Source organism: Arcobacter sp. LA11, from assembly GCF_001895145.1.
Lineage (GTDB): Bacteria > Campylobacterota > Campylobacteria > Campylobacterales > Arcobacteraceae > Halarcobacter.
Window position 1 is genome coordinate 245,923 of sequence record NZ_BDIR01000002.1, and the last position, 23,056, is coordinate 268,978.

Consider the following 23,056-nt stretch of genomic DNA (forward strand, 5'->3'; position numbering starts at 1 on the left):
TATTAACTTAGTTAGAATATTAACATGATTAGAATATTACTATTAAGTTTAATTATATTAACTTATTCTTTTTCTTCATCAAAAGATTTAGAAGAGATATCTTTACAATTAAATTGGAAATATCAGTTCGAATATGCAGGCTTCCTAGCAGCAAAAGAGAAGGGATATTATAAAGATGAAAACTTAGATGTTGAAATAAAAGAATTTAATAATCTAGATGTTCTTAATGAAATAGAATCTGGTAATGCAACTTATGGTGTATATGATATATCTTTACTCTCTTTTGATAATAAAGAAAGCTCAATAAAACTTATTGCAAATTATTTTAAACGTTCTGCTTTGATATTTATAGCAACTCAAGATGTTATTACTCCTGAAGATTTAAAAAACAAAACTATAATGGCTGAACCTTCACAGATGGCTTCTTCAACATTAAATACATTATTAAAGAAATTTGATATTAAAGAAAATGACTATAATTTAGTAAAACATAGTTTTGATGCACAAGATTTTATAGATGGAAAAGTAGATGTGATAAGTGCATATATTTCAAATGAACTTTATTATATAAAAAAATCTAAAAAACCTTATACTATTATTGACCCTTTATCATATGGAATATATGGTTCTGGGGTAAATGTATTTACTTCAAAATTAGAAACAATAAATAATCCAGAAAGAGTTAGAAGATTTATAAATGCGACAAATAAAGGCTGGATTTATGCTTTAGAAAACAAAGAAGAGATAGTCGATTTAATTTATGATAAATATTCAAAAAGAAAATCAAAAGAGGCTTTACTTTTTGAAGCAAAAGAGACTGAAAAACTTATAATGCCTAATATTTATAATATTGGGGAAGTAAATAAAAACTTACTTCAAAAAAATCTAAAAGAATTTAAGAAAGAAGGTTTATTAGATACTGAAATCAATTTAAAAAATATTGTTTTTGATATAAAAAAAGATGAATCTTTTGATTTAGTATTTACAAAAAGACAAAGAGATTATATCAAAAATAAAAAAGAAGTCACAATGTGTATTGACCCTGATTGGATGCCTTATGAGAAAATACACAATAACAAATATATAGGAATGACATCTGATTATATCCCTCTTTTAAGTAAACAAATTGGTTTGAATATTAGGTTAGTTTTAACAAAAAGTTGGTCCGAGTCAATCGAGTTTGCTAAAAAAAGAAGATGTGATATTTTTTCTCTTGCAATGCCAACAGCTTCAAGATTAAAGTATATGAATTTTACTATTCCGTATATTTCTTTTCCTTTAGTAATATCAACAAGTATGGATAAGCTTTTTATTCCAAATCCAGAGAGCATTATTACAAAAGAAAAAATTGGTATAGTAAAAGGTTACGCTATAGGTGAAATTTTAAAAAATAAATATCCAAATCATAAAATAGTAGATGTTCCAAATGTTGATGCTGGAATGCAAATGGTTTTAGAAGGTAAGATATTTGGATTTTTAGATGCTTTACCTACCGTTGCATATACTTTACAACACAAATATATAAGTGAATTGAAAATTGCAGGAAAATTTGATAGGAAATTAGAGTTAGGAATAGGTGTTCGTAATGATGATCCAATTCTTTTTGAACTTTTTGAAAAAGCTATACAATCAATTGATGAGGCAACAAAACAAGAAATTTTAAATAAATATATATCAGTAAAGTTTGAAAAAGGATTTGATTATAAGTTTTTATATCAAGGCTTATTTATCATTTCTATGATAATTCTTTTTGGTTTATACAGACATCGTCAACTTTTAAAACATAATGAGGTTTTAGAAGAACAACAATTAGCGTTAAATAATTCTAATAAAGAATTACATGTAACTCAAAAGAGGTTGGAGTCTTCTATTAATGATTTTGAAATACTTTTAGATTCCCTTGCAGAAGCTATTTTTGTTTTTGAAAATGAGATTTGTATTGATGCAAACAATGTTATGTTAGAAATGTTTGGATACCAATCAAAAGATGAGGTTATTGGAAAAAGTATAGAAAAATTTGCATATATAAAAGATTTGAAAAAAATAAAAAAGAAATTTTCAAAAAATGTTATTCCTTATGAAGTACATGGTATTAGGAAAAATGGTGAGGTCTTTGATATTATGGTCAAAGGAACTAATACTATTATAAATGGTAAAAAAGTAAGAATTTCTTCTGTTGTGGATATTAGTGAAATGAAATATAAAGAGAAAATGTTATTTCAACAATCAAAAATGGCTTCAATGGGTGAGATGATTGATAATATTGCTCATCAGTGGAGACAGCCTTTAAGTTTGATTAGTAGTGTATCAACAGGCTTAGAATTAAAAATACAATTAGATATTTCCAATAAAGAAGAAAGTACCAATGATTTAAAGAAAATAAATAATACAGTACAACATCTGTCTCAAACAATTGATGATTTTAGAAACTTTTTTAAATCAGATAAAGAGATGACAAGATTTTCTGTTTTAGATGCAATAAAGAGAAGTCTATTTCTTTTAGATGCAATATTTAAAGATAATAATATTATAGTAGTTTTTGAAACACAAGAAGATGTAATTATAAGTAATTATGAAAATGAGTTTACTCAAGCACTGGTAAATATTTTTTACAATGCAAAAGATGCGATGGAAAATAAAACTAAAAATAAATATATATTTATTAATTTAGGTATTAATGAGCAAGATGTTGAACTAAAAATAAGGGATAGTGCAGCTGGAATAGATAAAGATATTATTGAAAATATTTTTGAGCCATATTTTACAACAAAACATCAATCTCAGGGAACAGGAATAGGCTTATATATGACTCATCAAATTATTGAAAATCATATGAGAGGTTCTATTTTAGTTGAAAATAATACCTATGATTATGAAAAAGAAAAACTCACTGGTGCAGAATTTATAATTAAACTTCCTTTATAAAAATTAATTTGATTTTAATCATTAAAAGTTTTACCTAAATTTAGATATAATCTTCGGATTTATCATTTATAACATATATTAGGAAACTTAAATTGAGTAAAAAAAGTAATATAATTTTAATTGGTTTTATGGGAGTTGGAAAAGGTACTGTTGCTAGGGCATTAGTAAAATCCTCTGACTACTTTGCTATAGATACTGATGATTTAATTGAAAGCATGGAAAATAGGAAAGTAAAAAAGATTTTTAAAAAAGAGGGTGAACCTTATTTTAGAAACCTTGAAAAAAAATGTTCTAAATGGCTTGAAAAAAATGTAGATAATACTATTATTTCTACAGGTGGAGGATTCTTTAAACAAGAAAATATCCACAAAATAGGAAAAATAATCTATTTAGAGTCAAGTTTTGAAGGTATTTTACATAGAATTAAAAGTGCTCCAAATGCAAAAGCAAAATTAAAAAAACGTCCTTTACTTAAAAATTTAAAAGAAGCAAAAAAACTTTATGAACAAAGAGTTCAAGACTATAAAAGAGTTTCTGATGTTACAATATGTGTTGAAAATAGGGATATGAAAGATATCATAAAAGATATATTAGGGAATATATAATGAGAATAATTAATACTACAGATGCAAATTTTGAACAAGAATTTGAAAATATACTTGCACGTGCAAAAACAGATATAAAAGAAGTATCTGCAATTGTTACAAATATAATAGATGAGATAGTAGAAGATGGAAATGAAGCACTTAAATCTCATATAGAAAAGTTCGATAAATGGGAAGTTAAATCTGACGAAGAATTAATGATTTCACAAGATGAAATGAAAGCTGCATATGACAATATCAGTGAAGATTTAAAAAATGCTTTACATATTGCTTACGATAGAATTAAAATATATCATGAAAAACAACTTCCAAAATCTTGGATTGATTTTGAAAAGAATGGGACAGTATTAGGACAAAAAGTAACTCCTGTAGATAAAGCAGGTCTTTATATTCCTGGTGGGAAAGCTGCATATCCAAGTTCACTTTTAATGAATGCAATTCCAGCAATTGTTGCAGGTGTTGAAGAAATTATCGTTTGTACACCAACGCCAAATAATGAAATAAATGAACTACTTCTTGCAGCATGTCATATTTGTAATATAAGCAAAGCATATAAAGTTGGAGGAGCAAGTGCTGTTGCTGCTTTAGCTTATGGAACACAAACTATTCCAAAAGTTGATGTTATAACTGGACCTGGGAATATTTTTGTTGCAACTGCTAAGAAGTTGGTATTTGGTGAAGTAAATATTGATATGATTGCAGGACCTTCGGAAATTGGAATTTTAAGTGATAGCACTGCAAATCCTAAATATTTAGCAATTGATTTATTATCACAAGCAGAGCACGATGAAATGGCAAGCTCAATTATGATTACAATTGATGAAGAAGTTGCAAATAAAACTTCTGTTGAGGTAGATAAATATTTAGAAACTTTATCAAGACGTGAAATTGCTAAAAAATCTATTGATGAAAGAGGAGCAATAATTATTGCCTCAAATATGGATGAAGCAATTACTCTTATGAATGAAATTGCTCCTGAACATTTAGAAGTAATGACTTCAAATCCATTTGAACTTTTATCAAAAATTAAACACGCCGGTGCAATTTTCTTAGGTGAAAATACGCCTGAACCTATTGGTGATTATATTGCTGGACCAAATCATACTTTACCTACAGGAAGTACTGCTAAATTTTATAGTCCGTTAAATGTAGAAAACTTTATGAAGAAAAGTTCAATTATTAACTTTTCAAAAGATGCAATTGATGAGTTGGGTGAAGCTTGTGCCTTGTTAGCAGATACAGAAGGTTTAACAGCTCATGCAGAATCAGTTAGAGTTAGATTAAGAGAAGGGAAATAATTATGAGTAAAGATTGGTTTTTAGAAGATGAAGATGATATTTTTACAGGAAGTCCTAAGTCAAAATATTTTGATATAGCAAATCAAGCTAACAATGAAATAGTTGAAGATGAGTTTGATAAATTATTAGAAAAACTTGCAGTAATGGAAACTCTTCTATCTGAAGGTAAAGATGTAGACTTTGATATTAATAAAGTAGTTAAACAATATGCTTTTGAAAATTCAGAAGAGATAGCGGAAATGAAAAAAGGTCTATACATAGAGCTTGCTGGTGATATTGTTTGTAGATTAGATTCGTAAGGTTTTTTGTGGAAGAGTTACAACAAGTAAAAGAACAGATTAAAAATTTTGTTATTGAATGTGATGATAAAAAAAGTTTAGAACTTCTTGATTTATTAGCAACAGGAAAGATGTTAAGAAGTAAATTGATTTTAAAAATTGCAGGTATAAATCAAGAAACGATTAAACTATGTGCAATAGTTGAAATGATTCATGCTGCATCTCTTCTCCATGATGATGTAATTGATGAAGCAGATACAAGAAGAGGAAAACCTTCTATAAATGCACTTTTTGATAATAAAACTTCAATCATGTTTGGAGATATTTTATATTCGAAAGCATTTACAGAGCTTACAAAAATGGATAAAGAAGTTGCATATACAGTTTCAAATGCAGTAACACTTCTTAGTATTGGAGAGATGTTAGATGTAGATTTAACTGAGACTTTTAATACTTCATACGATAAGTATCTTGATATGATTTATAAAAAAACTGCATCACTTATTGAAGCTTCTGCAAAATCTGCTGCAATACTTGCTGGATGTGATAAAGATAAATATGCACTATATGGAAAAAATCTAGGTCTTGCATTTCAAATGATTGATGATATTTTAGATATTACACAAGATAGTAAAACTTTAGGAAAACCTGCAATGCTTGATTTTGTTGAAGGAAAAGTAACTATTCCATATTTATTATTACATGAAAGAATAGAAGATAAAAAAAGATTAGAATCTTTATATAAAAAACCATTAAGTAGTGATGAGAGTTCTTGGATTAAAGAACAAATGATTTCTACAAACGCCTTACAAGATTCCATATTAGAGGCACAAAAATTAGGGAAAGAAGCTATCTTAGCAGTTAAAGATGAACAGAATGAATCTCTTGTTCAGATTATGGCTGCGATGATTGAAAGAGAGTTTTAAAATATGAGTTATTTAAGTATAAGTTTTTCACATAAAAATACAGATATTCAAACTAGAGAAAAACTTGCATTTCCAAGTGAGGAAAATAAAGATAGATTTTTAAAGCAAATACTTGATGAAGAATTAGTTGATGAAGCAATTTTATTATCTACATGTAATAGAGTTGAGATTATAGCTTCTGTTATAAATACAGATTTAGCTGCTAAAACTATTATCAAAAAACTTTGTATTTATTCAGGAATTGATTTTGAAAACCTATATGATAGAGCAGATATTTATGAAAATGATGGTGCTATTCACCATCTTTTTTCAGTAGCTTCTGCTCTTGATTCTCTTGTAATTGGGGAAACACAAATTGTTGGGCAATTAAAAGATGCTTTTAGATTTTCATTAGCAAAAAAGTATTGTGAACAAAATCTTCCTAGAGCTTTACACTATTCTTTTAAGTGTGCAGCAGCAGTTAGAAATGCTACATCATTAGGAACAGGTTCTGTTTCAGTAGCTTCAACAGCAGTTGCAAAAGCAAAAGAAATTATAGGTGATACTTGTGGAGTCAAAGCACTTGTAATTGGTGCAGGAGAGATGAGTGAACTTACAATTAAGCATTTATTATCTTCTGGATTTGATGTAGTTTTAACAAGTAGAGATACTAAAAAAGCACAAATACTAGCTGATACTTATGAAGAACATGTAGAAGTAGAAGAGTATTCAAATTTGGAAACACTTTTAAGCCAAATTCCTGTTATGATTACTGCAACAGCGGCACCATATCCAATAATTACACAAGAAATGACAAAAGAGTGTAATTTTGATAGATATTGGTTTGATATAGCAGTTCCAAGAGATATTGATGAAATAGAATCTCCAGATTTAGAAATTTATTCTGTTGATGATTTACAAGATATTGTTGATAGTAATATGAGCTTAAGAGCAAATCAGGCTAAAACAGGATACTCAATTGTAAATAAAATGTCTTTAGAATTTTTTGAATGGTTAAAATCACTTGAAGTAGAACCCGTGATTAAACATATGTATTTAAAAGGTGATGAGATAATTGACAAAAAAGTTAAAACTGCTATAAAAAAAGGTTTTATAAGTTCTTCTGATGAAGAAAATATTAGAAAACTTTGTCAAACAGTTATTACAGAATATTTACATCAGCCATCAAAGAAATTAAAATGTATTTCAAAAGATATGGAGTGTGATATTATTGTAGGAACAGTTCAATCTGTATTTGGACTAAAGTCTGATTCAAATATGCTAAATAAGTATAAATGTGATCATACAAATGAAAATTAAAAAATAGGATTAAATTAAATGAAATTTTCTCAAATGTTTATGCCAACAACAAAAGAGACTCCAAGCGATGCTACACTACCTTCTCATCAATACTTAATAAGAGGTGGATTTATATCTCAAAGTGGTGCAGGTTTATATGATTTTATGCCATTAGGAAAAATTGTATTAGATAAAATTAGAGCAGTTGTAAAAGAAGAGATGGATAACACAGGAGCAAATGAAATGTTATGTTCTTTTGTTACACCTCAATCTTTTTGGGATGAATCAGGACGTTCTATTACTATGGGAAATGAATTATTACGTTTTAAAGATAGAAAAAATGCTGAGTATGTGTTAAGTCCTACAAATGAAGAATCAGTTGTTAATATGGTTAAAAATAGAATCACTTCTTATAAAAATTTACCTGTTAATCTTTATCACATAAACTTAAAGTTTAGAGATGAAGCAAGACCACGATTTGGGTTAATGAGAGGTAGAGAATTCTTAATGAAAGATGCTTACTCTTTCCATGCAACAAATGAAGATTTAGTTAGAGAATTCAATGTTATGGAAGAAGCTTATAAAAAAGTTTATACAAGGCTTGGATTAGAATTTAGAGTTGTTGATGCAGATTCAGGAGCAATTGGTGGTTCAGGTTCAAAAGAATTCATGGTTTTAGCAAATTCAGGAGAAGATACGATTGTTGTATGTCCTGATTGTGATTATGGTGCAAATATTGAAGCAGCTACAAGAGCTAAAAAAGAAGTTAAAAAATGGCATGAATTGACTGATGGTGTAGTAAAAATGGAAAAAGTTTTAACTGAAGGTATGAAAACTATTGAAGATGTTTCAAACTTTTTAAGTACTCCAAAAGCACAATCAATTAAAGCAGTTATAAAAAAAGCTGTTTATGAAGAATTTTCAAAAATTGTAGTTTTCTTTGTAAGAGGAGATGATGAACTTGAAGAAACAAAAGCTACAAATGCAATTGATTGTTTAGAGTTAGTTGATGCTTCAGAAGAAGAAATCGCTGCTGTTGGACTTTGTGCTGGATATTGTGGACCATTTAATTTACCAGAAGAAATTACGTTTGTAGTTGATAATGAATTAGAAAATGAGATTGGTTTAGTTTGTGGTGCAAATGAAGAAAATTACCACTATACAGGTACTGATTTATCTACTTTAAAAGATGTTAAATATTTTGATTTAATAGCAGTTCAAGAAGGAGACAAATGTACTTCTTGTGGTGGAGATTTATATTACACAAAAGGAATTGAAGCTGGACATATTTTCCAATTGGGTACAAAATACTCTGAAGCTATGGATGCTAAATTTTTAGATGAAAATGGAAAAGCCCAAGCTTTTATTATGGGATGTTACGGAATAGGTGTTTCTAGATTAGTTGCAGCTGTAATCGAACAAAACCATGATGAAAAAGGTTGTATTTGGACAAAAGAGACTGCACCATTTTTAGTAGATGTTATTGTTTCAAATGCAAAGAAAGAAGAAGAACTTGAAGCTGGTATAAAAATATATGAAGATTTAAAAGCTTTAGGTATAGATACAATTTTAGATGATAGAAAAAAAGAGAGATTTGGTTTTAAAATGGGAGATTTTGAATTAATAGGATTCCCATATGCAGTAGTAGTTGGTAAAAAACTACAAGATGGTATAGTTGAAATTGTAGATAGAAAAACTTTAGAAAAAGAAGAAGTTGATATCAAAAGAGTTACAGAAAAACTATATTCAAAAATTAAATAATATTTATTCTTATTCATAAGAAAAAAATAGTATAATACGAAAACTTTTTATAGGAGAGAAAATGGATAGTGTTCAAACTGTTACAGATATGGTTGGTTTATATGCTTTAAACATTGCTGTTGCAATTGTAATCTTTGTAATTGGTAAGTGGGTTGCTAAAAAAATTACTGAATTAGCAGCTAAGTTACTTAGAAAAAAAGAAGGAATGGATGAAACATTAGTAAATTTTATTGATGATATTATTTATTATGTTTTAATGGTAATAGTTATTTTAACTTCATTAAAACAGTTAGGTGTTGATACAACTTCATTTTTCGCAATCTTAGGTGCAGCAGGTCTTGCTGTTGGTTTAGCATTAAAAGATTCTTTAGGAAACTTTGCATCTGGTGTTATGATTATAATGTTCAAACCATTTAAAATTGGTGATGTTATAACAGCTGCTGGAGTTACAGGAAAAGTAGAAGAAGTATTTATTTTCAATACTGTTATGATTACTCCAGATAACCAAAAAATGATTGTTCCAAATGGTGCAATTACAGCCGGATCAATTACAAATATTAATGCAAGACCTACTAGAAGAGTAGATTTAGTTGTTGGTATTGGGTATGATGATGATATAAAGAAAGCAAAAGAAGTTCTAACTTCTATTGTAAATGGAAATGATAAAGTACTTTTAGACAAAGGTATTACAGTTGCAGTTTCTGAACTAGCAGATTCATCAGTTAACTTTGTTGTTAGAGCTTGGGTTAATACTCCTGATTATTGGGATGTTAAATTTGGTCTAACTGAAACTATAAAAACAACATTTGATAAAGAAGGAATTTCAATTCCTTACCCTCAACAGGATGTTCATCACTACAACAACGATTAATATCCCTAAAGTCTTAGAAGAGATTCTTCTTGACTTAAGAAGTATTGGCGCTTTGCCAATACTTGTTGGTGGATGTGTAAGAGATAGCTTTTTAGATATTCCATCAAAAGATTATGATATTGAAATTTTCAATATTGATTCTTTAGAAACTATAGAAAAATCACTTAAAAAATTTGGCCGAGTTAAAGAAGTAGGTAAATCATTTGGTGTTTTAGCTTTACGAATTGAAGATTTTGATTTTGATTTTACATTAGCAAGAACTGAGAAAAAAATAGATTCAGGACATACAGGTTTTGAAGTTACTACAAAAGCAAACTTATCATATGAAGAAGCTAGTTTAAGAAGAGATTTTACAATTAACTCAATTGGATATGACTTTTCTAAAAAACAATTTTTAGACCCTCATAATGGAATAGAAGATTTAAAAAATAGAACTTTACGACATATAAAAGATGAAACTTTTATAGAAGACCCATTAAGAGTTTATAGAGCTGTTCAATTTGCTTCAAGATTTAATCTTCAATTAGATGAAAAAACATTTGGTTTATGTGGACAAATGGTAGAGAAAAATGACTTAGTTGAACTTCCAAAAGAGAGAGTTTTTGAAGAGTTTAAAAAACTGTTTTTAAAATCAGAAAAACCCTCATATGGATTTGAACTTATAAAAGAGTTAGGTATCTTAAAATATTTTCCTGAACTTGCTCTACTTGTAGGATGTGAGCAAGACAAAGAATACCATCCTGAAGGTGATGTATGGGTTCATACCCTTATGACTTTAGATGAGATGGTAAAATATAAAACAGATGATGATTATAGAGATTTATATCTTTTTTATGCACTTCTTTGTCATGATTTAGGAAAGCCACTTTGTACAAAAGAGATTGAAGGAAGAATCACTTCACATAAACACGAATCACTAGGTATTGAACCAACTATCAGTTTTCTTTCAAAAATCACAAATGAAAAAAGATTTATAGAAAAAATCATTCCTCTTGTAAAAAATCATTTAGCTCCATTTCAACTATATAAAGCAGAATCTTCAATCAAAGCAGTAAAAAGACTCTCTTTAAAATGTAATATCGAAGATTTATCTATAGTTTGCCTTGCAGATTGTAAAGGTAGGACTATCCCAGATAAAGATAAATGTGATAAGGCTGTATCTTGGCTTTTAGAAAAAGCAAGAGAAATGAATATCTCTAATGAAGGATTAAAACCATTAGTTCAAGGCAGAGATTTGATAGATTTAGGAATGAACCCCTCAAAAGAGTTTAAAGATATTCTAGAGTATGCATTAAACTTGCAAATAGAAGAAAATCTAAATAAAGAAGAAATTTTAATAAATATCAAAAAAAATCTAAGAAAATAGTATTTTTTTATAACCCGTTAAATTATATTTGAATAGAATACCTTAAATAAAATTAGGTTATCAAATGGGCAATGAATACAATGTAATTGAAAAAGCTATTATAAAATGTGCTTGTGGTGGAAAAGTCTCTCTAACTTCTTCTGCAAAAGTTGAAAGAATTGCAGGTGAAAAACCATTATATTTAAATGATATAATAGGTGCACCCGTAGCTTGTCCAAGAAGTAAAAACAAATGTTCCGTAGTAGCCTCAATCTCAATGGCAGGTACAGAATCAAATGTTTGCTCAACGAGTGAATACTTTTTATTAAGAACTGATGGATTTACTACAGACAAAGGTAGAGCCGTAATTTTATCTAATCCTGGACAAGGGACTTCAAAAATTGCTAAAGTTCCCAGTGTAGAAAATCTAGTTGTACAAGAAGATGAACCTCTTGAAAAAGTAGTAAGAGAAGAAAAAAAGAAAGAATATAAAAGAAAATATGCCCTGTATTTCCTACGAAAAAGTGAAGATGTATATAAACCCCTTAGACCAACAAGAGAATTTATAAAAGCAGATGAAACTTTCCTTTCAAAAGATGGAACCTTAGATATAAAGGATAATATCCATGTGCATACCTTTGCCTATATTTATATAACTCAAGAAAATAAAACAATAGAGTACAAAGTAATAAGTAAAGGGACATTATATAGTGAAGAATTAAAAGAAATTTTCTTTAAAAATACGCAAACAAATGTAGAATATACCTATATTCCATTAGAAAAAGATACTAAAGTTGATATCTCATATAGTAGTATAAAATTACAAGATAAAAAAGATATAGTAAAGTTAAAGAGACTAAGCATAGATCCTAAACAACCTGATCAAAAAGATTATTTCTACCTTAAAGATGCTCAAGGAATAAATGACAATGAAATCACTAAAGAGACTTTAGAAACACAAAAAAAGTTTAAACAAAGTAATGATGGAAAACAAAAAAGATTAAATATCCTTTGTATCATAGAAGATATATTAGGTGAAATAGAAGATATGTATGTCAAATACTATAACAACTATAAACTAGCCTATGCACATAATCACTCTATTATTGAAGATATAAAAAAGAATAATTTGTATACTTATACAATAGCAAATATGGTAGATTATTTTTATGTATCAAAAGATGAAACAAAAACTTATAAAGACTCTATCCAAGAGTTAAAAATAATTTATAATGATATGATTTCTTTATTATTATCTGATACTGAACTAACGAATCTTTTAACAGTAGAAAAAGATATTTCAAAAATACTTGAAAAAGATATAGAGAAAGTAGCCCAATCATATTTTCAACAAATACAATTTTTGAAAAAAGATTTCTTTAAAGATAGATATGAAAATAAAAACAGTGTATATTACAGTAAAACAAACTTCAGGACGGCCAATAGATATGTATATCTAACAGATAGTATCAGAAAGACAAATAGAAGGTATGTAGCTAATATGTCTAGAAGTGGGATGAAACCTTTAGAATTTAATAGTACAAATGATGACTATACACAGATAAAAAATAACGCTTCACATGTTTTGGCTCATGTATTATTTTCTTTAGTTTATAGTGAGAAGTTTGAGAAAGAGTTAAAGTCTACAAGTGCATATTCAAAACTAAATAAATTAAGAAACAACTTTTTGATAAAACTAAGAGGAATTGCACCAAAACCAAACATCAGTGACAAATCTATAGAAGATATGCAAGATGTAGTTGAAAAGCAAACTATTTACCATGATATAATGGTAAAACCTCAAAGTTTTAGAGATAAGTTTCTTGAAGAGTATGAAGATTTGGACTATGTAAAAAGTATAAAATCTTTTGAGCAAAAGGGAGATAAAGTTAGTTTTAAATCAAAGTATATTTACAGTCAAGATATAAACTATTATAAAAATGATATTGAAAAACCAATGGATATTATGAAAAAAATTGCTGTAAAACTAAAAGATGCAAAACTAAAAGAACTTTTAAGAATATATGAGGGTATTGAAAATACGGATAAACTAAATTATGTTGTCTCTGCTATGAATATTATATATTTATTAAGTGCTCCTAGAACATATTTAGACCAAGAAACTGATATAAACTCTTTTTTTAATGATGAGTTAACTCATATCTATGATTTTGTAGTAGATATGACAAAAAAGAAAATAGCTTTAAGTGATAAACAAAAAGAGACTTTAAGGTTTGAGTATCAGGTATCTGAAACTTATTCTTCAATGCAAATGAATCTAATACTAAATGATATAATATTTTCCAACTCAAAGAAAAAAGCACTTAAGTTTATAGAAAAATTCAAAGTAGCTGTAGAAACTGATACAAAAAAAGATATAAACTATAAATATATCCATGACCAAGACCAAAATATAAAAAGCTTACAAAGAGAATATTATGAAGCTTTAAAAAATATAGAAGGGAATACTTCTAATATTGATAAAATACTTGTAGAATTTACTAAAGATGAGACAAAAAGAATATCTATTTCTCAAAAATCAGCAACATATTTAAGCTCAGGATTAAAAACCTATGGAAATATTATAGCTATAGCTAAAGTAAGTGATTATTTATTTTTTGATGATAGTAAAAAAAATATAAAAACTCATATAGGTTTTGTAAATGACTTAACTGCTGTAACAGTAAGTTTAGGATTACTAGTAGGTAAATACCCGAGAACTCCGATGAAGGTTTTAGAATTATTTTTAAAAACAAATACTGCAAGAGGAATAAAACTATCTAGTAAAAAATTACTTAATTTTATAGAACAAAAAGCAGTGGCAAAAATAGCAGTCATAACTATAGTAATAACAACAGCCTATGATGTAGTAACCTTATATAAAAGAGAAGACTATGATGCTCTTGTAGTAACAACAGCACTAGCAGGAGTAAGTTTAGCTCTTATACTAACAATACCAGCAACCCCAGCGATAATCCTAGGAGCAATAGTAGCTATCATAGGAGGACTTATATTAAATGAAATCATAGATAGTGATTTAGATATATATTTAAAAAAATCACTTCTATATAAAACAATAGATTTTTCTATTTGGAAAAACCTAAGAGGAATAGCCCAAGATAAAAAATATCAAGCTCCATATCTTTTTGAAACTACAAATCAAAAAAAAGAATTAAAAACTATATCAAGTGATGGCTTTAATACTCCAAAAAAACTAGTAAACTTTATAGGAGAGAACTACAAAGGAAATGAAAAATACTTTGACACATCTTTAAGAAATGAACTAAGCTTTTTTAAATCATCTATATTTGGATATAAACTAGAACTACTAGATGAGACAAAAAGAGTAAAAAAATTAAAAAATAAGTATAATGTAGATGTGACTCTTTATGAAAAAACTTTTGTTAAGATACCTAAAATAATTGCTGATGATAAAGATTTTAAATTTATATTTGAATCTGATGGTAAATATCAAGTTATCAAAAAAAGTAGCTTAATACTTGAAAATGATTACAATATTTACGATTTATTTAATCAAAACTTTACAAATTTAGATGAATTAAAAACGATAAATTATAAAGAAGCATCTATACTAGTTATCTCATCACAAGTAGAGTTAAAGTATGATTTTGTTTATAGCTATAAAGATTTAAATTACTTATTTGCTTTAAATTTTGAACAATCAAGTTTTACACTACAAGATGTGGAAGAACTAGAAAAATTAATAGAAAAAAAAGAGGACACTAAATAATGAAACAAAAACAGATAATTAAAATATTACTAATATTAACATTAACTATATTTTTCACTGCATGTAATGACAATAAAAAAGAAATGGAGCATAAAGCTATTTTATCAATGCCTAATGTGAAAGAAAGTGATATTAATAAATATTACAAGTTAAGTACATATTTAAAAGCAAAAAAAGACCCAATATCAGCCACAAAAATAGGATATGCTTATTCAGAAGAATTAAAAGATTATGATAAAGCAATAGAGTGGTATAAATACTCAAACTCAATGAAACCAATGGGTGAAAACTCAAACTATATGTGCTATGCCTATCAAATGAAAAAAGAGTATGAAGAAGCTATAAAATGGTGTAAAAATGCTATTGAGCTTGGAAGTGATGAGGCATTACTTCTTTTAGGAAATGCATATACAGAACTAAATGAATATAATGAATCAATATTATGGATTAAAAAAGCTTATGAAAAAAACAATCCTGATGCCGCAATTAACTTAGGTTATTCATATTCTAAAATAAATGATTATAAAAATGCAGAAAAATGGTATAAAATAGCAGTAAAAAATAATGATTATGAAGCTTATAAAAATTTGTCTACTCTTTATAATGAAAAATTAAATGATAATATAAAAGCAAGTGCTTACGCAATAGCAGTTATAGATACAAAATATTCTAAATCTTCTGTTTTAAGAGTTTTAAAAGAAGAAATGAAAATTCCAAATGAAACAATAAAAAAAGGCTATGAACTACAACTAAACTCAGATGAATTTCCAATAAAGTATAAAGGTGACTTAGGATTATAAAATGAATAAGTCACTAGCGATTATAATAATTCTTATACTTTTTTTCTCGATAAGATATTTTGTCCAAAAAAATCAAAAACAAGAAGAAATGACTTATCAACAAATACAAATGGATTTGGATAATATAAAAAACTCTTCTAAATATAGATTAAATAGTGGAAACTAAATAATGAAATTAATAAAAATATTACTAATATTAACATTAACTATATTTTTCACCGCATGTAATGACAATAAAAAAGAAATAGGATATGAAGCTACTTTACCTATGCCTAGTACAAAAGGATTATCAAATATGGGATTGATAGGATTAGCCCATGATGGAAAAAAAGACCCAATACCAGCAACACAAATAGGATACACCTATTCAGAAGAGTTAAAAGATTATGATAAAGCAATAGAATGGTATAAATACTCAAATTCAATGAAACCAATGGCTGAAAACTCAAACTATATGTGCTATGCCTATCAAATGAAAAAAGAGTATGAAGAAGCTCTAAAATGGTGTAAAAATGCTATTGAGCTTGGGAGTGATGAGGCATTAATTGGATTAGGAAGTGCCTACGATGAAGTTAATGAACATGCAAGAGCAATTGATTATTACAAAAAAGCATATGAAAAAAAACTTCCTGAAGCTTCAAACAACTTAGGATATTCATATTCAAAAATTAAAGATTATAAAAAGGCAGAAGTTTGGTATAAAAAAGCTATAAAAGAAGGTAATTTAGAATCATATCAAAATATAGCAACTTTTTATCATGAAGGGTTAAATGATAATATAAAAGCAAGTGCATACGCAATAGCAGTGATAGATACAAAATACTCTAAATCTTCTGTTTTAAGAGTTTTAAAAGAAGAAATGAAAATTCCAAATGAAACAATAAAAAAAGGCTATGAATTACAACTAAATTCAGATGAGTTTCCAATAAAATATAAAGGTGACTTAGGATTATAAATAGATGATTGAAGTAAAAGTAGTCTCTAAAAAAGACTACTTCTAGCTTTATATATTATTGATTAATAATATGAACATCTCTTTGTGGAAATGGTATAGTGATATTGTTTGCATCTAGAGCTTTTTTGATATCTTCTCTAACACCAAAATAAACATCCCAGTAATCATCTGTATTACACCAAGGCATAACTAGTAAGTTTACTGAGCTATCCGCAAGAGCATTTACTCCAACTGCACAAGCAGGGTCTTTTAGTACTTTATCATTTTTTGCAATAGTTTCTAAAATAACTCTTTTTGCATCATCTATATTACTATCATATGAAATACCAACTTCCATATCTACTCTTATCGTTCCATTTGCTGTTATATTTGTAATAGAGTTTGAAGATACAGCAGAGTTTGGTAGAACAACAGTCTTGTTTTGGAAAGTAGTTAGAATTGTATTAAATATTTGAATCTCTTTTACGATTCCTAATTGTCCTTGTGACTCAATCAAGTCTCCAATCTTGTATGGTCTAAAGATTAGAAGTAATACTCCTCCTGCAAAATTTGAAAGAGAACCTTGTAGTGCTAAACCAACTGCCAAACCAGCAGCACCTAGCACAGCTATGAATGACGTAGTAGCAATTCCAACCATAGAAGCAACAGAGATAAAAAGTAATAGTTTTAATCCCCATGAAGTCAGACTCTTTAAAAATGGAATAAGTGTTTCATCTGTCTTTGATGCAACTAATGCTTTTTCTAAAATATTAGCAACACCACTTATAACCCATAATCCAATAATTAATGTAACTATTGCGAGTGCAAGTTTTGGCGAGTATTCAACTGCTAGGCTCATTGCTTGTGAAATGTATTCTTCCATATACTATCCTTTTGATATAATAATTTTGCAAATTATATCAAAAGCATCTAAAATTATAGTTAACAATATTTAAGGTCGAACTATGTAGTTTTCACTTCCATTTATAGAATGGAAAATAGTTACATCATATTTTCTAGCATAATATTTTAAAATCAATTTTTGTAAAGTTGGTTCAATTGATGGCGTGAACCAGGCATTGTTAGAAGTAGCAATCATATACTTTACATCGCCAAGGTTTTGGTATATTTCTTCACTTGTAGCCTCATAACATATTGCATTTCTAAATTTTGTACCATAGATATTAAAATCTGTTGGTTTTTTTGCTTTTGTATAGTCTTGTGCACCATTATAAAAAGTGTCATTTATCAAGTCTACAAAAAACTTTGGAAGAGGTATCTCTTCTCCAAAAGGAACTAATACAACTTTTTTTGCAACATTTAATTTTCCTTTTGAAAAATGAAAAGTTGCGTTGTAATACTGTTTATTTTCTAAGTATAAAGCACCAGCAATGATATCTATCTCCCGCGATTTTTCTTCTAATTGATGCATTAAAAAATTTTCTTTGTTTAATAACACAGGAAAAACTGTTTCTGGCAAAATTATAAGTTCATTGCCTTTTTGTATTGCAGTGTCAATATGTTTTAGGTTTTCTTCTAAAATATTTGAGATATTATTTTTTACCCATTTTTGCTCTTGACTAACGTTTAGTTGAGGCATTGAAATTTTTATATTTGGATTATTTATATTTGAACTTGTATTTGAAGATATTATATATAAAGGAACTAAAGCTAAAACTTTTAACTTTTTATTTAATTGTGTAAACATAAATATAGAAGCTAAGATTAATGCAAAATACTCTTTTGAAGTTGGAAGATAACTATCAATAAAAATAAGTTCAGGGATAAACCAATTAAATCCAAAAGGTTGAATATATGATAGTAAAAAAATTATGATTATTCTAAAAAAGATTTTGTCATAAATTGCAATTAAAAGAAAAATTAGACCATAACCTAATCCAAAAGCTAAAACAATAAGTGGACCTAAAACTGTTAAATCATAATATTGAAAACTAATACCTACCCAATAAAACCATAATACTCCAGTAAAAAAACCTGTAAAAAACAGAGCTGGTCTTTCGATTTTTAGAAGTAAATATAGAGAAACTAAACCTAATATAGTGTTTAAAAGTTTATACTCAATATCAAAGTAGGCTAAGTATATGAAGGCACTTAATAATAAGGCAGTCATCAAGCCTTTTATTATATAAATTTTGTTAAAATTATCGCGTTTTACTAAAAACATAGAAAAATACTTTTTAAAAGGAAATTTGATGGAAGGTCAAAGTGCAGATTTAATAAGCTCATTACTACCTCTAGTTGCGTTATTCGCTATTTTTTACTTTTTAATTATTAGACCACAACAAAAACAAGCTAAACAGCATAAAGAAATGGTTGCAGAATTAAAAAAAGGCGATAAGATTGTAACAAATGGTGGCTTAATGGTTGAAATTATCAAGGTTGAAGAAGAATATCTAATTGTTAAAAACCATGGTGATTCTGAAATGAAGCTTGCAAGAGAGTTCGTTGCAAAACTTTTAGACTAATAAAAATTTTTAAAACATGTAATCTTTACATGTTTTAAATTTCTATGTTTACACTTACATTTAAGGACTAAGATTGAAAATCTTTAATTATAGACTAGTTATATTTATATTAAGTATTATTTTTGGAGTTGTTTTTTCAGTTCCATCTTTTTTACAAACAGATTCAGGAAAAAAAATATCATTGGGACTTGATCTACAAGGTGGATTACATATGCGTTTAGGTGTTAAAACCGACGAAGCTGTAACATCAAAGATTAAATCTATTGCTACTTCTATCAAATACTTTGCAGACGATGAAGATGTATTGATTGAAGATTTAGGAATTAGAGATGATAGTGTTGTTTTTACTGTTTTAGATGGCGATGAAATTCCAAAAGTTGATAAAATGTTGGAACAAATCAAAGGTTTAAATATTGTTAAAAATGATTTAGACTTTAGAATTAATTTAACTGAAGAAGAAGCTGCTAGAACAAAAGACCTAGCTGTATCTCAAGCTGTTGAAACAATCAGAAATAGACTTGACCAATTTGGGTTATCTGAGCCTACAGTTATCAGACAAGGTCCTACTGCTATTGTTGTTGAATTACCGGGTATTAAAACACAAGAAGATGAAAAAGCAGCAAGAGAACTTATTTCTAAACCTGCAAACTTAGAGTTAATGGCAGTTGATGAAGAAAGAGCTGACCAAGTTTATACTTTAAGCAAAGGCGCAGCGGCTGAATATGGTGATGTTATTTTAGAAGATACAAAAGATCCAAGTATCAAATATCTTGTAAAAGAAATTCCTATTTTAAATGGTTCACAAGTTATAGATGCACAAGTTGCGTTTGACCAATCAAATCAAGCTATTATTAACTTCACACTTAACTCAAGTGGTGCAAGAATTTTTGGTGATTTTACTGCTAAAAGTGTAGGAAAAAGACTTGCTGTTGTTTTAGATGGAAAAGTTTATTCTGCGCCAAATATTAGAGAGAGAATCGGTGGTGGTTCTGGACAAATTTCTGGTGGATTTACTACTGTTGAAGCTGGAAATGTTGCTATTGCATTAAGATCAGGAGCTTTACCAGCTTCTGTTGAGTTATTAGAAAAAAGAAGTGTAGGACCATCTTTAGGTGCTGATTCTATTAAAGCCTCTACTATTGCACTTGTATCTGGATTTTTAATTGTATTTATTTTTATGATTGTTTATTATAGAAATGCAGGTATCATCGCAAATATTGCACTTGTGACAAATATATTCATTATTATCTCTGTTATGGCAATGTTTGGAGCAACTTTAACACTTCCTGGTATGGCAGGGATTGTATTAACTGTCGGTATGGCCGTTGATGCCAATGTTATTATTGGCGAAAGAATTAGAGAACTTCTTAAGCAAGGAGTCTCGATACCAAAATCAATAGAAGATGGATATGCAAATGCAATGAGTGCAATTCTTGATGCAAATATTACTACACTATTAGTTGCTGTAATTTTATATGCATATGGAACAGGACCTATTAAAGGTTTTGCTGTAACTATTTCTATTGGTATTTTAGCTTCAATGTTAACGGCTATTTTAGGTACACATGGTATTTACGAAGCCTTATTACCAAAGATACAAAAAGATAAAAACTTAAGAAAATGGTTTGGGATTAAATAATGGAAATTTTTAAAAGCGGTAGAGTTTATGATTTTATGGGAAAAAGAATCCCATTTTTAGGATTATCGGCATTATTAGTTATAGCTTCTTTAGTATTACTTTTATCAAAAGGTGTAAACTTTGGTATTGACTTTGCAGGAGGTACTATTGTTCAAGTTAAATATGAACAAAAAGCACCTATCAATGATATACGAAACACATTAAAAGCTACACAATACAAAAATGCTTCAATCACAGAATTTGGAAGTCCTGAAGAAGTAGTTATAAGAATTACTGGTTCTTCATCAGATTTAGCAAATGATATTGGTGATGAGATGCATGTACTTCTTAAATCAACAGGAGACTTTGAAGTAAGAAGAGTTGATATTGTTGGACCAAAAGTTGGGGGAGAACTTAGAGAAAAAGGTATTATGGCTTTATCTTTATCTTTAATAGTAATTCTAGTTTATGTATCATTTAGATTTGAGTGGAGATTTGCAGTTGCCTCAATCTTTGCCCTTGCACATGATGTTATTATTGCACTTGGTGCAATTTCATTATTTCAAGTAGAAGTAAACTTAGATATTTTAGCTGCAATTCTTACAATTTTAGGATATTCACTAAATGATACAATTATTGTATTTGACAGAATTAGAGAAGGTGTTAATACATCAAAAGAAGCAGAACTAGAAAAAGTAGTAAATGATTCAGTAAGTAAAACTTTATCAAGAACTACTCTTACTTCATTAACAACATTCTTCGTTGTTATTACTTTATTCTTATTTGGTGGAGAGATTATCCACGGATTTGCATTTACAATGCTTGTAGGTGTTGTAGTAGGTACTTATTCATCTATATTTGTAGCGGCATCATTCTTAGTACAATTAAAATTCTCGATTGCAAACTTTAGAGCAAAAGAAGCTGAAAAAGTTAAAAGACAAAAAGAGAAAGATAAGATGAGAGCGATGTACGAACAAGGAACTGTTTAAAAGTTCTCTTTACATCATCTTTTAAATGTATTTAGCATTGAAAATATATTTTCAATGCTAAATACAACTTTTAAATATTAAATCATAGGGAAGTTTTTCTTTTAACAATATGATTGGTTACTTTTTATACTATTTTTTCAATAAAAAAGTAGTTAATAACCATTTTAAACGAACAAAAGTCACAATAAAGTCACACTTTTTACATATCTTTGACATACAAATATGATATAATAATTTTTTTAAATTAATATAATACATTTTTTATATCGAGGACGATATGAGTGCAGAAAACAAAAATAGATTATTAAAAGCAAAAAATGGTTTTGATAAAATAACATCACAAAATGCTACAAATTGGAAGTTAATACTTTTTTGGATTATAGTTTTTGAATTTATAGCTTCTATTATAGAATTCCTCTATGTAGACAAATCAGTTGATTTTTCAGTTTCTATTCCTCATACTCCCTTAACTGAATTACTAGTTGCTTCTATGGTTACACTATTTGTTTGGTTTTTTATTTGGAATATAATTTATGAAAATAAAAACAATTTATTTAGATTAGCCATTTTCAGTATGATTGGGCTTTATTTCATCATAACAAGTGATTTTACTCTTCAATTTTTACTTCAGAACCTAGACCCTTTTCATTTTTTTGATTTAGAGTTTGGTTTTATATTTTTTGTTGAATTCTTTTTTAAACTACTAATTGCTTACTTAATTTATCAACTTATAATCAGTTTGAAAAATAGAGTATAAATCTTAACTTATAAATTGTATGCTAAAAGTGATTTTTTAGCATATATTAGATAAAATCTATGCTTTAAGAAAACAACAAAAGGATAATCATGGATTGGGGTAAGGTAACTTATATATTCTTTTCACTTATGTCTCTAACTACAACAGCGGGGTTTTTATATGAACCAAATGCAGTTGCACTTTTTTTAGCAGCGGGAGTAAACGTAATCTCTACAATTTTAAAAATTGGTGTTAAAAATTTATTGGCGGCTGAATTATTAGCAAGTTCGTTAGTTGCAGATTTACACCTAATACCTGCATTTATGGTTTTAACTTTTATAGGCGATGAACCTATGGCTACATCTTTAGCTATTGGAGCAGTTGTTGCAAATATATTCTCAATTGCATTAGCATTGATTGAGAGTGCGAAAAGTCAAGATAAGGAAGATTACTAG

At 28.0% G+C, this 23,056-nt stretch carries 20 protein-coding genes; 18 read left to right on the plus strand and 2 right to left on the minus strand.

The window, feature by feature from the left end; genetic code table 11:
• Positions 1-24: 24 nt before the first annotated feature.
• The 13 genes from BT997_RS03230 (at position 25) to BT997_RS03285 (ending at position 16,793) form a co-directional block, all read left to right on the plus strand.
• Positions 25-2,925, plus strand: coding sequence for an ABC transporter substrate-binding protein (locus BT997_RS03230; RefSeq protein ID WP_072680001.1), 2,901 nt, complete (start codon positions 25-27; stop codon positions 2,923-2,925).
• A 128-nt stretch (positions 2,926-3,053) separates the two neighbouring features.
• Positions 3,054-3,530 (plus strand): shikimate kinase, encoded by a 477-nt coding sequence (locus BT997_RS03235; RefSeq protein ID WP_375537748.1) that lies wholly within the window; start codon positions 3,054-3,056, stop codon positions 3,528-3,530.
• Complete coding sequence (hisD, locus tag BT997_RS03240) at positions 3,530-4,828, plus strand: histidinol dehydrogenase (protein ID WP_072680003.1); 1,299 nt, start codon at positions 3,530-3,532, stop codon at positions 4,826-4,828. The genes BT997_RS03235 and hisD overlap by 1 nt, the downstream gene beginning before the upstream one ends.
• A gap of 2 nt (positions 4,829-4,830) precedes the next feature.
• Complete coding sequence (locus BT997_RS03245; protein ID WP_258239411.1) at positions 4,831-5,127, plus strand: DUF2018 family protein; 297 nt, start codon at positions 4,831-4,833, stop codon at positions 5,125-5,127.
• Positions 5,128-5,135: 8 nt separating this feature from the next.
• Positions 5,136-6,032 (plus strand): polyprenyl synthetase family protein, encoded by an 897-nt coding sequence (locus BT997_RS03250; protein ID WP_072680005.1) that lies wholly within the window; start codon positions 5,136-5,138, stop codon positions 6,030-6,032.
• Positions 6,033-6,035: 3 nt separating this feature from the next.
• Positions 6,036-7,331, plus strand: coding sequence for a glutamyl-tRNA reductase (gene hemA, locus BT997_RS03255; protein ID WP_072680006.1), 1,296 nt, complete (start codon positions 6,036-6,038; stop codon positions 7,329-7,331).
• An 18-nt stretch (positions 7,332-7,349) separates the two neighbouring features.
• A complete protein-coding gene (locus BT997_RS03260; protein WP_072680007.1) occupies positions 7,350-9,071 on the plus strand; it encodes a proline--tRNA ligase in 1,722 nt (573 codons plus the stop codon).
• Between the two features lie 61 nt (positions 9,072-9,132).
• Positions 9,133-9,942, plus strand: a complete 810-nt coding sequence (locus BT997_RS03265) for a mechanosensitive ion channel family protein (protein ID WP_072680008.1) — start codon at positions 9,133-9,135, stop codon at positions 9,940-9,942.
• Entirely contained in the window at positions 9,917-11,308 is a 1,392-nt protein-coding gene (locus tag BT997_RS03270; RefSeq protein WP_072680009.1) for a CCA tRNA nucleotidyltransferase, read from the plus strand. The genes BT997_RS03265 and BT997_RS03270 overlap by 26 nt, the downstream gene beginning before the upstream one ends.
• A 64-nt stretch (positions 11,309-11,372) precedes the next feature.
• Positions 11,373-15,038: a hypothetical protein gene (locus tag BT997_RS03275; protein ID WP_072680010.1), complete on the plus strand. Its 3,666-nt coding sequence runs from the start codon at positions 11,373-11,375 to the stop codon at positions 15,036-15,038.
• On the plus strand, positions 15,038-15,838 hold the full coding sequence (locus BT997_RS03280) for a tetratricopeptide repeat protein (protein ID WP_072680011.1): 801 nt from the start codon (positions 15,038-15,040) through the stop codon (positions 15,836-15,838). Before BT997_RS03275 ends, BT997_RS03280 begins: the two co-directional genes overlap by 1 nt.
• A 1-nt stretch (position 15,839) precedes the next feature.
• Positions 15,840-16,004 (plus strand): hypothetical protein, encoded by a 165-nt coding sequence (locus tag BT997_RS15500; RefSeq protein ID WP_174247186.1) that lies wholly within the window; start codon positions 15,840-15,842, stop codon positions 16,002-16,004.
• A 3-nt stretch (positions 16,005-16,007) separates the two neighbouring features.
• A complete protein-coding gene (locus tag BT997_RS03285) occupies positions 16,008-16,793 on the plus strand; it encodes a tetratricopeptide repeat protein (RefSeq protein ID WP_072680012.1) in 786 nt (261 codons plus the stop codon).
• A 55-nt stretch (positions 16,794-16,848) separates the two neighbouring features.
• Here the strand turns inward: BT997_RS03285 and BT997_RS03290 are convergent, their stop codons facing one another.
• Both BT997_RS03290 and BT997_RS03295 read right to left on the minus strand, forming a co-directional pair.
• On the minus strand, positions 16,849-17,655 hold the full coding sequence (locus BT997_RS03290; RefSeq protein ID WP_072680013.1) for a mechanosensitive ion channel family protein: 807 nt from the start codon (positions 17,653-17,655) through the stop codon (positions 16,849-16,851).
• A 69-nt stretch (positions 17,656-17,724) separates the two neighbouring features.
• The gene (locus tag BT997_RS03295) at positions 17,725-18,957 is read right to left on the minus strand and encodes an apolipoprotein N-acyltransferase (protein ID WP_072680014.1); all 1,233 of its coding nucleotides are present in this window, start codon (positions 18,955-18,957) and stop codon (positions 17,725-17,727) included.
• 28 nt (positions 18,958-18,985) lie between these two features.
• On the opposite strand from BT997_RS03295, the gene yajC reads away from it, so the two are divergent.
• From yajC to BT997_RS03320, 5 genes are all read left to right on the plus strand, one after another.
• On the plus strand, positions 18,986-19,258 hold the full coding sequence (gene yajC / locus BT997_RS03300; RefSeq protein WP_072680015.1) for a preprotein translocase subunit YajC: 273 nt from the start codon (positions 18,986-18,988) through the stop codon (positions 19,256-19,258).
• 73 nt (positions 19,259-19,331) lie between these two features.
• Entirely contained in the window at positions 19,332-20,897 is a 1,566-nt protein-coding gene (gene secD / locus BT997_RS03305; RefSeq protein ID WP_072680016.1) for a protein translocase subunit SecD, read from the plus strand.
• Positions 20,897-21,865 (plus strand): protein translocase subunit SecF, encoded by a 969-nt coding sequence (gene secF / locus BT997_RS03310; protein ID WP_072680017.1) that lies wholly within the window; start codon positions 20,897-20,899, stop codon positions 21,863-21,865. The genes secD and secF overlap by 1 nt, the downstream gene beginning before the upstream one ends.
• A gap of 277 nt (positions 21,866-22,142) precedes the next feature.
• Positions 22,143-22,622: a hypothetical protein gene (locus BT997_RS03315; RefSeq protein ID WP_072680018.1), complete on the plus strand. Its 480-nt coding sequence runs from the start codon at positions 22,143-22,145 to the stop codon at positions 22,620-22,622.
• A gap of 89 nt (positions 22,623-22,711) precedes the next feature.
• Positions 22,712-23,056, plus strand: coding sequence for a DUF6394 family protein (locus tag BT997_RS03320; RefSeq protein WP_072680019.1), 345 nt, complete (start codon positions 22,712-22,714; stop codon positions 23,054-23,056).

Coding starts and splice junctions, on each gene's coding strand:
- BT997_RS03230 (WP_072680001.1), top strand. CDS start 25: ATGATTAGAATATTACTATTAAGTTTAATTATATTAACTTATTCTTTT.
- BT997_RS03235 (WP_375537748.1), top strand. CDS start 3,054: ATGGGAGTTGGAAAAGGTACTGTTGCTAGGGCATTAGTAAAATCCTCT.
- hisD (WP_072680003.1), top strand. CDS start 3,530: ATGAGAATAATTAATACTACAGATGCAAATTTTGAACAAGAATTTGAA.
- BT997_RS03245 (WP_258239411.1), top strand. CDS start 4,831: ATGAGTAAAGATTGGTTTTTAGAAGATGAAGATGATATTTTTACAGGA.
- hemA (WP_072680006.1), top strand. CDS start 6,036: ATGAGTTATTTAAGTATAAGTTTTTCACATAAAAATACAGATATTCAA.
- BT997_RS03260 (WP_072680007.1), top strand. CDS start 7,350: ATGAAATTTTCTCAAATGTTTATGCCAACAACAAAAGAGACTCCAAGC.
- BT997_RS03265 (WP_072680008.1), top strand. CDS start 9,133: ATGGATAGTGTTCAAACTGTTACAGATATGGTTGGTTTATATGCTTTA.
- BT997_RS03270 (WP_072680009.1), top strand. CDS start 9,917: ATGTTCATCACTACAACAACGATTAATATCCCTAAAGTCTTAGAAGAG.
- BT997_RS03275 (WP_072680010.1), top strand. CDS start 11,373: ATGGGCAATGAATACAATGTAATTGAAAAAGCTATTATAAAATGTGCT.
- BT997_RS03280 (WP_072680011.1), top strand. CDS start 15,038: ATGAAACAAAAACAGATAATTAAAATATTACTAATATTAACATTAACT.
- BT997_RS15500 (WP_174247186.1), top strand. CDS start 15,840: ATGAATAAGTCACTAGCGATTATAATAATTCTTATACTTTTTTTCTCG.
- BT997_RS03285 (WP_072680012.1), top strand. CDS start 16,008: ATGAAATTAATAAAAATATTACTAATATTAACATTAACTATATTTTTC.
- BT997_RS03290 (WP_072680013.1), bottom strand. CDS start 17,655: ATGGAAGAATACATTTCACAAGCAATGAGCCTAGCAGTTGAATACTCG.
- BT997_RS03295 (WP_072680014.1), bottom strand. CDS start 18,957: ATGTTTTTAGTAAAACGCGATAATTTTAACAAAATTTATATAATAAAA.
- yajC (WP_072680015.1), top strand. CDS start 18,986: ATGGAAGGTCAAAGTGCAGATTTAATAAGCTCATTACTACCTCTAGTT.
- secF (WP_072680017.1), top strand. CDS start 20,897: ATGGAAATTTTTAAAAGCGGTAGAGTTTATGATTTTATGGGAAAAAGA.
- BT997_RS03315 (WP_072680018.1), top strand. CDS start 22,143: ATGAGTGCAGAAAACAAAAATAGATTATTAAAAGCAAAAAATGGTTTT.
- BT997_RS03320 (WP_072680019.1), top strand. CDS start 22,712: ATGGATTGGGGTAAGGTAACTTATATATTCTTTTCACTTATGTCTCTA.